Origin of the sequence: Pseudomonas sp. A-RE-22 (assembly GCF_019956035.1) — a bacterium.
GTDB classification, from domain to species: domain Bacteria; phylum Pseudomonadota; class Gammaproteobacteria; order Pseudomonadales; family Pseudomonadaceae; genus Aquipseudomonas; species Aquipseudomonas brassicacearum.
Map to the genome: position 1 here is coordinate 1 of NZ_JAHBCZ010000014.1, position 11868 is coordinate 11868.

At 63.2% G+C, this 11868-nt stretch carries 11 protein-coding genes; 6 read left to right on the plus strand and 5 right to left on the minus strand.

Going from position 1 to position 11868, the window contains the following annotated elements; genetic code table 11:
• Nucleotides 1–275: 275 nt before the first annotated feature.
• The 5 genes from codA to KGA89_RS09160 form a co-directional block, all read right to left on the minus strand.
• Nucleotides 276–1523 carry a cytosine deaminase gene (codA, locus tag KGA89_RS09140; RefSeq protein ID WP_027912968.1) on the minus strand — a complete coding sequence of 416 codons (1248 nt, stop codon included), beginning with the start codon at nucleotides 1521–1523 and terminating at the stop codon, nucleotides 276–278.
• A gap of 12 nt (nucleotides 1524–1535) precedes the next feature.
• Nucleotides 1536–2807, minus strand: a complete 1272-nt coding sequence (gene codB / locus KGA89_RS09145; RefSeq protein WP_027912969.1) for a cytosine permease — start codon at nucleotides 2805–2807, stop codon at nucleotides 1536–1538.
• A 194-nt stretch (nucleotides 2808–3001) separates the two neighbouring features.
• Entirely contained in the window at nucleotides 3002–3832 is an 831-nt protein-coding gene (locus tag KGA89_RS09150; protein ID WP_003203919.1) for an alpha/beta fold hydrolase, read from the minus strand.
• A gap of 191 nt (nucleotides 3833–4023) precedes the next feature.
• Nucleotides 4024–4380: a 6-carboxytetrahydropterin synthase QueD gene (gene queD / locus KGA89_RS09155; RefSeq protein WP_003203918.1), complete on the minus strand. Its 357-nt coding sequence runs from the start codon at nucleotides 4378–4380 to the stop codon at nucleotides 4024–4026.
• An 82-nt stretch (nucleotides 4381–4462) separates the two neighbouring features.
• Entirely contained in the window at nucleotides 4463–5542 is a 1080-nt protein-coding gene (locus KGA89_RS09160) for a hypothetical protein (protein WP_003203916.1), read from the minus strand.
• A gap of 224 nt (nucleotides 5543–5766) precedes the next feature.
• Between KGA89_RS09160 and KGA89_RS09165 the strand changes: the two genes are divergently transcribed.
• From KGA89_RS09165 to KGA89_RS09190, 6 genes are all read left to right on the plus strand, one after another.
• The gene (locus KGA89_RS09165) at nucleotides 5767–6075 is read left to right on the plus strand and encodes a PepSY domain-containing protein (protein ID WP_003203913.1); all 309 of its coding nucleotides are present in this window, start codon (nucleotides 5767–5769) and stop codon (nucleotides 6073–6075) included.
• The gene (locus KGA89_RS09170; RefSeq protein WP_003203911.1) at nucleotides 6075–6386 is read left to right on the plus strand and encodes a PepSY domain-containing protein; all 312 of its coding nucleotides are present in this window, start codon (nucleotides 6075–6077) and stop codon (nucleotides 6384–6386) included. Before KGA89_RS09165 ends, KGA89_RS09170 begins: the two co-directional genes overlap by 1 nt.
• Complete coding sequence (locus tag KGA89_RS09175) at nucleotides 6386–7054, plus strand: response regulator transcription factor (RefSeq protein ID WP_003203909.1); 669 nt, start codon at nucleotides 6386–6388, stop codon at nucleotides 7052–7054. The genes KGA89_RS09170 and KGA89_RS09175 overlap by 1 nt, the downstream gene beginning before the upstream one ends.
• Nucleotides 7051–8364, plus strand: a complete 1314-nt coding sequence (locus KGA89_RS09180) for a sensor histidine kinase (RefSeq protein ID WP_003203907.1) — start codon at nucleotides 7051–7053, stop codon at nucleotides 8362–8364. Before KGA89_RS09175 ends, KGA89_RS09180 begins: the two co-directional genes overlap by 4 nt.
• A 258-nt stretch (nucleotides 8365–8622) precedes the next feature.
• The gene (locus KGA89_RS09185) at nucleotides 8623–9939 is read left to right on the plus strand and encodes a Na+/H+ antiporter family protein (protein WP_161796651.1); all 1317 of its coding nucleotides are present in this window, start codon (nucleotides 8623–8625) and stop codon (nucleotides 9937–9939) included.
• A 227-nt stretch (nucleotides 9940–10166) separates the two neighbouring features.
• Nucleotides 10167–11846, plus strand: coding sequence for a methyl-accepting chemotaxis protein (locus KGA89_RS09190; RefSeq protein ID WP_003203904.1), 1680 nt, complete (start codon nucleotides 10167–10169; stop codon nucleotides 11844–11846).
• The last annotated feature ends 22 nt before the right edge of the window (nucleotides 11847–11868 follow it).

Sequence of the window (11868 nt, forward strand, 5' to 3'; positions counted from 1 at the left end):
GTGTGGTGATGCCGGGGGGCACTGCGCCGATTTTGCTGGAAGAAGAGGCGGGTGAGTTGGTGCGGGTCAGGCTGTTTGGGACGGCGCGGCTTGTGTCGTAGCGTTTTCTGGATGTTTTGCGGTGTGGCCGATGCCGTCTTCGCGAGCAAGCCCGCTCCCACAGTGGATCGGTGTTGGACACAACATTCATGTCCACTGAGGATCCCCTTGTGGGAGCGGGCTTGCTCGCGAAGGCGGCAGTACATCCAACCTGGATGCAACTGACCCACCGCTATTCAGTTCAACTGCTGCGCAAACTCCACCACCGGCATCTGCCGCTTCATCAGCACTTGGCCGTTGCGTATCGAGTAGAGCGGCAAGCCCTGGCTGCGGATCACTTCGTAGTCACTGTCTGCCGACAGGATCAGCAGGTTCGCCGGGCGCCCGGGTTCCAGGCCGTAGCGCTCGCCCAGGGCCATGGCCTTGGCGCTGTTGTCGGTGACCAGGTCCAGGGCGCTTTGCAGGTTGCGGTAGCCGAGCATGTGGCAGATGTGCAGGCCGGCTTCGAGGACCCGCAGGATGTTGCCGTTGCCCAGCGGGTACCACGGGTCGACGATGGAATCCTGGCCGAAGCACACGTTCATCCCGGCTTCGAGCAGTTCGTTGACCCGGGTGACACCGCGGCGTTTGGGGAAGTTATCGAAGCGCCCTTGCAGGTGAATGCTTTCGGTCGGGCACGAGACAAAGCTGATGCCCGAGTGCCCGAGCAGGCGGAACAGTTTGGCGCAGTAGGCGTTGTCGTAGGAGCCCATGGCCGTGGTGTGGCTGGCGGTGACGCGCGCGCCCATGTCGCGGCTGCGGGCCTCTTCGGCGAGCACTTCGAGGAAACGTGAGTGCGGGTCGTCGGTTTCGTCGCAATGCACATCCACCAGGCAGCCGGTGCGCTCGGCCAGGTCCATGAGGAATTTCACCGAGCTGACGCCCTGGTCGCGGGTGTACTCGAAGTGGGGGATGCCGCCCACCACGTCGGCGCCCATGCGGATGGCTTCTTCCATCAGCTCGCGGCCGTTGCGATAGGACTCGATGCCTTCCTGGGGAAACGCGACGATTTGCATGTCGATCAGGTGACGGCTTTCCTCGCGCACCTCCAGCAGCGCCTTGAGCGCCGTGAGCTCGGGGTCGGTCACGTCGACGTGGGTGCGCACATGCTGGATGCCATGGGCGGCGAGGGCCTGGATGGTTTTCTTGGCGCGGGTCTTGGTGTCTTCCTCGGTGATGGTGGCCTTGCGTTCGCCCCAGCACTCGATGCCTTCGAACAGCGTGCCGCTCATGTTCCAGCGCGGTTCGCCGGCAGTTAGGGTCGCGTCCAGGTGAATGTGCGGTTCAACGAAGGGCGGGACCACCAGGTTGCCGCCGGCATCGAGGTCTTCCGGGCCGAGGCTGGGTGCCTCGGTCTGGCGGGCGATGTTGGCGATCAGGCCGTTTTCCAGGTGCAGTTCATGCAAGCCTTCACGGTTACGCAGACGGGCGTTGATGATGTGCATCAGGCGAATCCTTTAGAGGTCTTGTAGGGGCGCATCAGCGGTGCGAGTACCCATTACGCTGATCAATAGCACATACGTTAGCGCGCCGGCAGCGATTCCTACCAGTGGCGCGACCCATGGCGAATTGAACGCCGCGACGGTGCCAACCCCATAGGCCAACAGCCCGGGCCAGTTGAACGCCGGCAGTTGCGCCTCGGCCAGGCGCGGATAACGACCACGCCAGCGGAAGAAGAAATCGGCCATGATTACCCCGCCGATGGGTGGGATCACCGTGCCCAGCAGAATCAGGTATGGCACCAGCAGATCGTACATGCCCAGCAGCGCCAGCAGCGTGCCGATCACCGCACCGCCCAGGGTTACGGTTTTGCGCCGGCGGGTGCGCAGCAGGTTGCAACCGGCCACGGCGAAATTGTAGATGGTGTTGTCCTGGGTGCTCCAGATGTTGAGCAGCAACATGGCCATCGCTGCCATGGCGAAGCCCTGCAACAGTAGCACCTCGACCACGTCCGGCTGCTGATAGACGATGGCCCCGTAGGCGCCGATCAGCACCATCAGGCCGTTACCCAGGAAGAAGCCGATCAGGCTCGCCAGCACCGCGACCTTCGCCGAACGGGAGAATCGCGTCCAGTTGGTCGCCTGGGTCGCGCCGCTGACGAAGGTGCCGAACACCAGCGTGATGGCGGTGGACCAGTCGAGGCTGCCCGTCGGCACTATCGCTAGCAAGCCGTCGAGGCCGCCGACCTTCACCGTCGCGACCCACATCGACAGCATCAACAGCAACATCATCGCCGGCACGGCGATGTAGGAGAGGATTTCCAGCCCGCGATAGCCGATGTAGGCCGTGGCACAGAAGCCCAGGCCGAACAGCACCATCAACCCGAGCACGGTGCCCTCGCTCAATTCGAAATACTTGCCCAGCACCACCGCGGCAGTCGCCGTGCCCCAGGCGTACCAGCCAATCTGCGTGAGCCCCAGGATCAAGTCACTGAGCTTGCTGCCCACCTCGCCGAAACAGAAGCGGCCCATGAGCACCGAATTGAGCCCGCTCTTGAAGGCGATGTAGCCCAGGCCTGCGGCGTAGAGGCCCAGCAGCAGATTGCCGATGACGATGATCGTGAGCATTTCGGCAAAACCGAACGCCACCCCCAGCTTGCCGCCGGCAAACATGGTGGCGGTGAAAAAGGTGAAACCCAGCAGCACCATGGCCGTGGAGGCCAGGCCCTTGCGAGCGTGCATCGGGACTTCGCTCAAGGGATAGTCATTGCCCGGATCGTTCTGAGTCATGTGGCGGTCCTTGCGGATGAGGGGTGTCGCAAGCGTGCAGCGGCCGTGCCAAGCGAGTGATCGCGAGGTTATTTATAGACAATCTTTGGGATTGGGTGGGCGAAGGGATCGAAAGCGGTGCGGCGGTGATTCAAGTTGGAACACAGCTCTCATTGCCGATGATCCAGCCTCCCACAGGGGGAATGCGGTGTGCTTCAGGTTGAGGGGGGCAACGCCAGGAATCGCAACACCGCCGCGACGATAGCCTCCGGCGCGTCTTCCTGGACCAGGTGCCCGGCGTTCGGAACAGGGTGGAACTGTGCACCTGGAATCAGCTTGTGCAGGGCCCGCCCGCGCTCGATGGGGATCCATTGGTCATCCTCGCCCCACAGTATCTGGGTCGGACAGCGTACGGTCGGGTACAGACCCTCGGCTTCGCGGGTATAACGCTCGTCCATCTGCGCAATCTGCCGGTAGAACGCCGCCTGGCCCGACTCGCCAAGCCACGGCTGCACGTAGGGCGCCAGCTCTGCGTCCGGGATGTCCCGTTTGATCGCGCCGCGGATATAGGTTGGCACGATCGCCCGCTGGATATAGTCGGGCAGGCCGCTGAACGCCGCTTCATGCTGGCGTACATGCTGGACAAAGGGTGAACCCCAGGGCGACAGGGCCACCGGGTCGATCAGGGTCAGGCTGCGGTAGTCCTTGCCATTGAGCAGGTGCGTGCGCAGGGCTGTGGCGCCGCCAAAGTCATGGGCCACCACGTCCGGGCAATCCAGGCGCCAATGCTCCAGCAGTTGGGCGAGCAGCTGGTTCTGCACGCCGAGGGACACGTCGGCATCGGGCTGCGCGGACTGGCCATACCCCAGCAGGTCGAAGTAATGCACCGTGTGAGTGGCGAAGAACAGCGGGGCGATGCGGTGCCACACGTAGGAAGAGAAGGGCGTGCCGTGGACAAACACCAGCGGCGGGCCATCGCCGTGGATGGCGTAGCGGATGGGGTGTCCGGTGAAGTCGTAAACCTGATCCAGCGGCCAGTGGGTCATGCTCGATACTCCCTGAAAATGGCTCAGGGGACCAAGCATAGGCCAATGCTGACGGGGTAGGGTAACCCCAATGGTGGCGCTAGATTTTGTGGGAGCAAGGCTTGCCCGCGATGCAGGCGCCTCGGTTCCAGAGAGACTGTGTCATCTTCATCGCGAGCAAGCTTTGCTCCCACAGGCGGACTCCCACAGGTTTATTCGCCGTGGTAGATGCAACCGCTGGTGCAGGTCTCATGGATGCGGATGGCGCTGAGTTCCGGCAGCAATGGCTTCAGTTCATTCCAGATCCACTTGGCCAGGACCTCGCTGGTGGGGTTTTCCAGGCCAGGAATGTCGTTGAGGTAGTTGTGGTCCAGGCGCTCGTAGAGCGGCTTGAAGATCGCCTTGATTTCCGAGAAGTCGCGAATCCAGCCCGTGTGCGGGTCGATGTCGCCGCTCAGGTGGATCGCCACCTTGAACGAGTGGCCGTGAAGGCGGCCGCACTTGTGGCCGTCCGGCACGTGGGGCAGGCGGTGGGCGGATTCGAAGGTAAACTCTTTGAAAATTTCCACAGGTTCGGGCTCTTTAGATATCGGTCGCGAGGCAGGCGGCGGAGTTTATCAGTTTGATAACGGCGTTGCGCGACCGTGCTGACTAAAGGGTCAGCAAACGCTCGCCCAACCCGCCGTTGGCCGTCAGCTCCAGGAACTCATCACCGAGCCGGCGGCTCTCGTCCATCGCCGTGCGCCAGTACTGGCGGCGGCTCGGGTCATCGCCCATGAAGCGCTTGAAGTCGTTGCGGTCTGGCAGTTTGCCGTAGGGCAGGCGCGCCAGGTATTCACGGGACGGCGCCAGCAACAGCACGTCTTGCAGGCGGTCGACGTTGCCCCGGCGCCACGGCAGGCCCTTGTCGAACCAGCCGGGAATGACCCGATCAGTGAAGTGTGGGTACAGCACGATGTCCTCGCCGCTGTACGGCAGGTCGAGGTGGTAGTCCAGCAAACCGCCGTCGCGGTAGGTGCCGGCACCGGCACCCGGCAGGTCGCGCACGCCTTCCATGACCATCGGGATCGAGCCTGAGGCCAGCAGGGCCTGGCGCAGGTTGCCGGCGGCCAACGGAACGAAGCGCGACGGAAAGTCATTCAACGGATGCAGGGGCGGGGCCAGGCGCGGGTCATGGATGATCAGCCGTTCGAAATGCCGCGACAGCCGTGCCCGGCCTCGCAGGTTGTCGGCGATCACCGACGACAAGCCCAGGCCCAGTCGGCCGCGATGATCCTGGGCCAGCAGGCCGTGGCTCTTGACCACCATGATGTTGAGCCGGTATTGCGGGTTATCGAGGATTGAAGCGTCGCGGCCGTCGAGCAAATCATCGAGCATGCGTTGCGAGCTCTGGCTGACCCCGGCCATGGTCACGCCTTTGGCGAAGCTTTGTTCGTTGTACAAGGTGCCCAGACGCCGGATTCCCTCGGCGGCGTCCGGCAGGCAGGCGCTGGCGAAGCGCCAGGCACCCACCGAGGCCCCGATCAGCGAGCGCTCCCGGGGCGCGGCGGGCAGCCATTCGCCGAACAGCGCCAGGTCCAGCCCCTGGATGCCCAGGGCCTTCGGACCGCCGGCAGCGCCCGGCAGGATGCCGACGTCGGCGGCGTTCAAGCCGGCCTGGCGAATCCGCCCGAATGCACGCGGGCCGGCCTTGAGGGTGAGCGCGGGAAACTTGATGTGGATGGCGGTCATACCGGTCTCGAATACGGGTAAGCGGCTGATTATAACGATACAAAACCCTGTGGGAGCGAGCTCGCTCGCGATGGCGGTGGAACTGTCACTTCAATGTCTACTGACTGCTATAGCGAGCAAGCTCGCTCCCACATTGATGTGGGTTCCATGATGGCGATTCAGTTTCAGTTAAGTTCATCCCGATACAGTCCCCCCCGCTGAAGATTATAAAAAGGAGACAACCCATGAACCGCCTGACTGCCTTTTTCATCGCGACCCTCATGGCCCTCGGCACGAGCCTGGCTCACGCACGAGACCTTGATGACGACGAAGCCCGCAAACTGCAAGACGCTGGTACCATTCTGTCCTTCGAAAAACTCAATGCCGCTGCCCTGGCCGAACACCCTGGCGCCACCTTGACCGATACCGAGCTGGACGAAGAGTACGGCAAGTACATTTACCAGGTGGATCTGCGCGACACGAAGGGCATTGAGTGGGATCTGGAATTGGACGCCACCAACGGCAAGGTGCTCAAGAATCATCAGGATACGTAATGAAGCTTAATCTGCGCGCCCATAGTCGATGGGCGCTGGCGCTGCTGGCGTTCTGTTCGCTGGCCGTGGCCCGGGACCTGGATCAGGACGAGGCCCTGCAACTGCGCCAGCAGGGTGTGATCTTGCCGCTGGAGCAACTGCTGCAACAGGCGCTGGACCTGCATCCCGGGGCCAAACTGCTGGAAGCCGAGTTGGAGGAAAAACACGGCGTCTATATTTATGAGGTCGAGCTGCTGGACACCGAGGGCGTCGTGCGCGAATTGGACCTGGAGGCCGCGACCGGCCGCTTACTCAAAGATAAGGAAGACTGATGCGCCTGCTTCTGGTGGAAGATCACGTGCCCCTGGCGGACGAACTGATGGCCGGGCTTGCACGTCAGGGCTACGCCGTCGACTGGCTCGCCGATGGTCGCGACGCGGTGTATCAGGGCAGCAGCGAACCCTACGACCTGATCATCCTCGATCTCGGCCTGCCGGGCGTGCCGGGGCTCGACGTGCTGGCCCAATGGCGTGCCGGCGGCCTGGCCACGCCGGTGCTGATCCTCACCGCACGCGGGTCCTGGGCCGAGCGCATCGAAGGGCTCAAGGCCGGGGCCGACGATTACCTGACCAAACCTTTTCATCCTGAAGAGCTGCAGTTGCGGATCCAGGCGTTGCTGCGCCGCTCCCACGGCCAGGTCAACCAGCCGACGCTGAAATCGGCCGGGTTGCACCTGGATGAGAGCCGCCAGTGCGTGGTCCGCGACGGCACCGACATCCAGCTCACGGCGGCCGAGTTCCGCCTGTTGCGCTATTTCATGCTGCATCCCGAGCAGATCCTTTCCAAAAGCCATCTCGCCGAACACCTGTATGACGGTGAGACCGAGCGCGATTCCAACGTGCTGGAAGTCCACGTCAATCACCTGCGGCGCAAGCTGGGACGCAGCGTGATCGAAACCCGTCGCGGCCAGGGTTACCTGTTCGGCGGGCAGGCGCAGTGAGATCCATCCAGCGGCGCCTGAGCCTGGGGCTGATCGGTGTGATGGTGGTGGTCGGCCTGGTCCTGGCACAGACCAGTCTGTGGCTGTTCGAGCTGGGCTTGCAGCGTTACCTGGAAGCCGGGCTGCGCAACGACAGCGAAAACCTGCTGGTGGCCCTGGTGCGCGGCCCGCAGGGTTTGCAGTTGGATGAGCGACGCCTGTCGCCGGCCTATCTGCGGCCGTTTTCCGGGCACTATTTCCGCATCGATTTTGCCGATGTGCACTGGCGCTCCCGTTCCCTGTGGGACCAGGAATTGCCCCGGCTCGACCACCCGGGCCTGCACAGCAACCTGCAACTGGGGCCTGAGGGCCAGAAGCTCTTGGTGCTGCGCACCGACTATCGACGGCTGGGCCAGGCGATTTCCATCAGCGTGGCCCAGGACTACACACCGGTGCGTGACAGCTTCCGTCGAATGCAGCAGATCGGCCTCGGGCTGGGGTTGGCGGGGTTGCTGTTGATTCTGTTGCTGCAACGCATCACCGTGCGCCGCGCCTTGCGTCCGCTGGACCGGGCGCGGGAGCAGATTGCCCAGTTGCAGCGCGGGCAGCGTTCGCAACTCGACGAACAGGTGCCACGTGAGCTGGAACCGCTGGTGGCGCAAATCAATCATCTGCTGGCCCACACCGAGGACAGCCTCAAGCGTTCGCGCAACGCCCTGGGCAACCTCGGCCATGCCTTGAAGACCCCGCTGGCGGTGCTGCAAAGCCTGGCGTCGAACGAGAAGCTCGATCCGTATCCCGAGTTGCGCAAACTGTTGCTCGAGCAACTGGAGCAGGTCCGCCAGCGCCTGAACCGGGAACTCAACCGCGCCCGCCTGTCCGGCGATGCCTTGCCCGGCGCGCACCTGGACTGCGACGCCGAGCTGCCGGGGTTGCTGGCCACACTGAACATGATCCACGGCGAACACCTGCACCTGAGCTACGTCGCCCCGCCAGGCCTGCACCTGCCGTGGGATCGTGAAGACCTGCTGGAACTGTTGGGCAACCTGCTGGACAACGCCTGCAAATGGGCCGATGCCGAAGTGCGCCTGACCATGACCGAGACAGCCGACGGGTTCAGCCTGGCCGTGGAAGACGACGGCCCGGGCATCCCCAAGGATCGCCGCGACCAGGTGTTCAGCCGCGGCACGCGGCTGGATGAACAGACCGATGGACACGGCCTGGGCCTGGGCATCGTGCGGGACATCGTCGACACCTGGGGCGGCCTGCTGGCGTTGGACGACAGCGAGTGGGGTGGGTTGAAGGTGGTGATCGAGTTGCCCAAGCGCTGACAGCTATTCATGGCACCGCCTGTATGTGGGGCGAACCTGTGGGAGCAAGCTTGCTCGCGATAGCATTTTTAAAGCCAGCACAGGTGTTGTAGGTGACAACGTCATCGTGAGCAAGCTTTGCTCCCACAAATCCCCCTCATACAGGGGGGCGAGACTTGAAAACCCGCCCCACGGCCCTTGCAGCTTGCCGCCGCTTGCTGCAAAGTCGCGACCTTTTTGTCCGGTGGCTTTCCATCGCTGTGCTTTGAGGTAATGATGATAAATGCAGTAATTGCCGCGGTTGGCGTCATGCTGGTGCTCAGCCTGGCCCGCGTGCATGTGGTGATCGCGCTGATTATCGGTGCGTTGGTGGGTGGCCTGACGGGTGGCCTGGGAATCGAGGCAACGCTCAAGGCGTTCAACGCCGGCCTGGGTGGCGGTGCGACAGTGGCGTTGTCCTACGCCTTGCTCGGTGCCTTCGCCGTGGCGATTGCCAAGTCCGGCATGGCCCATGCCCTGGCGGACAAAGCCCTGGCCCTGGTGGATCGCCAGGATGCCGCGGGTGGCACGGGCGTCAAATGGGTGTTGATCGGTCTGCTGGGAACGGTCGCGATCGCCTCCCAGAACATTTTGCCAATCCACATCGCCTTCATCCCGCTGCTGGTGCCACCGCTGCTCTATGTGCTGACCAAGTTGCAGTTGGACCGCCGGTTGATCGCCTGCGTCATGACCTTCGGCCTGATCACGCCCTACATGTTCCTGCCGGTGGGCTTCGGCAATATCTTCCTCAACGAAATCCTCCTGGCCAACATCGCCCGCAGCGGTGTGGACGTCAGCGGCATCAACGTCACCCATGCCATGGGCATTCCGGCGTTGGGCATGGTGTTTGGCTTGCTGCTGTCGTTGTTCTCCTACCGCAAGAAGCGCGTCTACGACCTGAAGAAGATTGCCCGGGTCGAGCAAGTGGCTGTGCGCTATAACCCGCTGAGCCTGATGGTGGCCGGGCTGGCGGTGGCGGCGGCGTTCGCGGTGCAGTTGCTGGTGGACTCGATGATCATCGGTGCCCTGGTCGGGTTCCTGATTTTCTCGCTGTCGGGGGTGGTGCGCTGGCGCGAGACTGACGACCTGTTCACCGAAGGTATGAAGATGATGGCGATGATCGGCTTCATCATGATCGCGGCCTCAGGCTTCGCCGAAGTGATGAAGGCCACCGGTGAAGTCCAGAGCCTGGTGGAGTCTTCGGCGGCCTGGATTGGCCACAACAAGGGCATTGGCGCGCTGATGATGTTGCTGGTGGGGCTGCTGGTAACCATGGGCATCGGCTCGTCGTTTTCCACGGTGCCGATCCTGGCGACGATTTTCGTGCCGCTGTGCCTGCAACTGGGCTTCAGCCCGCTGGCGATCGTCTGCATCGTCGGCACTGCCGGCGCCCTGGGCGATGCCGGCTCGCCAGCCTCGGACTCGACCCTGGGCCCGACCTCGGGCCTGAACATCGACGGCCAGCACCATCACATCTGGGACACCGTGGTCCCGACCTTCATCCACTACAACCTGCCGCTGCTGGTGTTTGGTTGGGTGGCGGCGATGGTCTTGTAACCTCAATACCGAGTTACCTCAATCTCGAGCAAGCTCGCTCCCACAGTGGATCGGTGTGAACACAAGAGTTGTGGACACCACCAATCCTTGTGGGAGCGAGCTTGCTCGCGAAGGGGCCCTCAAGATCGACCCTTCTCTTAGACCCTGTTCACCTTGTCCTACAGTTTTGCCGCGCGGTGCCGTTAATACAGCTAACCACGCCAATAACACCAACAAGAGTGAACAGCATGCGCCTGAGCCTGAAGGCTAAAGTCCTGTCCCTTGCGATACTGCCGGTATTGCTGTCCGCCGTGATCATCAGCCTGACCACGGCTTTCATCTTGAAGGAGCAAGCTAGCAAAGAGGTCCAGCAAACCCGCGAGCGCCTGCTCAGCGAGGCCAAGGCCACGCTGCAGAACTACGTAGCGGTGGGCCTGACCGCCATCAAGCCGCTCTACGATGCCGCCGCGCCTGGCGATAATGAAGCGCGCGCCCAGGCGATCAAGCTGCTGTCGAACATCAGCTACGGCAAGGATGGCTATTTCTTCGGCTACGACTCCGAGACCATTCGTCTGTTCAAGGCCAACAGCCCCGATGGCGTGGGCAAGAGTTTCAAGGACAACCGCGACCCGAACGGAGTCTACGTCAACCGCGACCTGGTGAAAGTCGCCAAGGACGGGACTCACTACCTCGAATACAGCTCGCCGTTGCCCGGCAGCAAAGACCTGGTGCCCAAACTTGGCTACACCGAATACCTGTCCAAGTGGGACCTGGCAGTCGGTAGCTCGGTCAACCTGGACGGCATCGAAGCCCAGGTCGCGCTGGTGGAAACCAAGGTCCACGATCGCCTGCAAGGCGTGATATTGAGCATCGTCGGGATCGCCGCGGTGGTGTTGCTGGTGATTGCAGTGGTGGGCCTGGTGCTCGCCAACACGATCCTGCGGCCGCTGCACCTGATGAAGGACAACCTCGACGACATCGCCGCGGGCGAGGGCGACCTGACCCGTCGGCTGACCATCACCAGCCAGGACGAGCTCGGCCAACTGGCCGGTTCGTTCAACCGCTTCGTCGACAAGATCCACGGCCTGGTGCGGCAGATCACCGACATGACCTCGCAACTGACCGGGCTGGTGACGCAAGTTTCCGAGCAGGCCCAGCGCTCCGAGCAGGCCATGGAACGCCAGCGCCACGAAACCGATCAGGTCGCCACGGCGATCAACGAGATGTCCTCGGCTGCCCAGGAAGTCGCCCGCAGCGCTCAAGGCGCCGCCGTCGCGGCCCAGCAGACCGACGAGGAAGGACAGTCGGCCAAGCGCGTGGTGGCCGGCAGCATCCAGCAGATTCATGCGTTGGTGAACGATATCCGCAGCAGTGGCGTGTCCCTGGACAGCCTGCAGCAGGACGTGGCTTCGATTGTCAGTGTGCTTGGGGTGATTCGTTCGATTGCCGAGCAGACCAACCTGCTGGCTCTCAACGCCGCCATCGAGGCCGCGCGTGCCGGCGAGGCGGGGCGTGGGTTTGCGGTGGTGGCCGATGAAGTGCGGGCCCTGGCCAGCCGGACCCAGCAGAGCACCCAGGAAATCCAGGGCATGATCGATCGCTTGCAATCAGGCACTCATGCGGCGGTGGAAGCGATGCGCCGTTCCAGTGAGGCTGGCGAGGGCACTTCGGAACGGGCCAACGAGGCGGGCGCCTCCCTGGACACCATGGCGCAGTTGATCGGCACCATCAACTCGATGAACGCCCAGATCGCCAGCGCTGCCGAAGAACAGACCGCGGTGGCCGAGGAAATCAACCGCAGCGTGCATCAGATCGCCGTGGCCGTGGACAGCGTCGCCGACGAAACCCAACTCGGCGCCCAGACCTCCCGCAGCCTGGCCGACCTGGGCCAGCGCCTGGGCAAGCTGGTAGGACAGTTCCGGATCTGATCCCATCGCAGCAGGAGCTGCC

Coding starts and splice junctions, on each gene's coding strand:
- codA (WP_027912968.1), bottom strand. CDS start 1,523: ATGCACATCATCAACGCCCGTCTGCGTAACCGTGAAGGCTTGCATGAA.
- codB (WP_027912969.1), bottom strand. CDS start 2,807: ATGACTCAGAACGATCCGGGCAATGACTATCCCTTGAGCGAAGTCCCG.
- KGA89_RS09150 (WP_003203919.1), bottom strand. CDS start 3,832: ATGACCCACTGGCCGCTGGATCAGGTTTACGACTTCACCGGACACCCC.
- KGA89_RS09160 (WP_003203916.1), bottom strand. CDS start 5,542: ATGACCGCCATCCACATCAAGTTTCCCGCGCTCACCCTCAAGGCCGGC.
- KGA89_RS09165 (WP_003203913.1), top strand. CDS start 5,767: ATGAACCGCCTGACTGCCTTTTTCATCGCGACCCTCATGGCCCTCGGC.
- KGA89_RS09170 (WP_003203911.1), top strand. CDS start 6,075: ATGAAGCTTAATCTGCGCGCCCATAGTCGATGGGCGCTGGCGCTGCTG.
- KGA89_RS09175 (WP_003203909.1), top strand. CDS start 6,386: ATGCGCCTGCTTCTGGTGGAAGATCACGTGCCCCTGGCGGACGAACTG.
- KGA89_RS09190 (WP_003203904.1), top strand. CDS start 10,167: ATGCGCCTGAGCCTGAAGGCTAAAGTCCTGTCCCTTGCGATACTGCCG.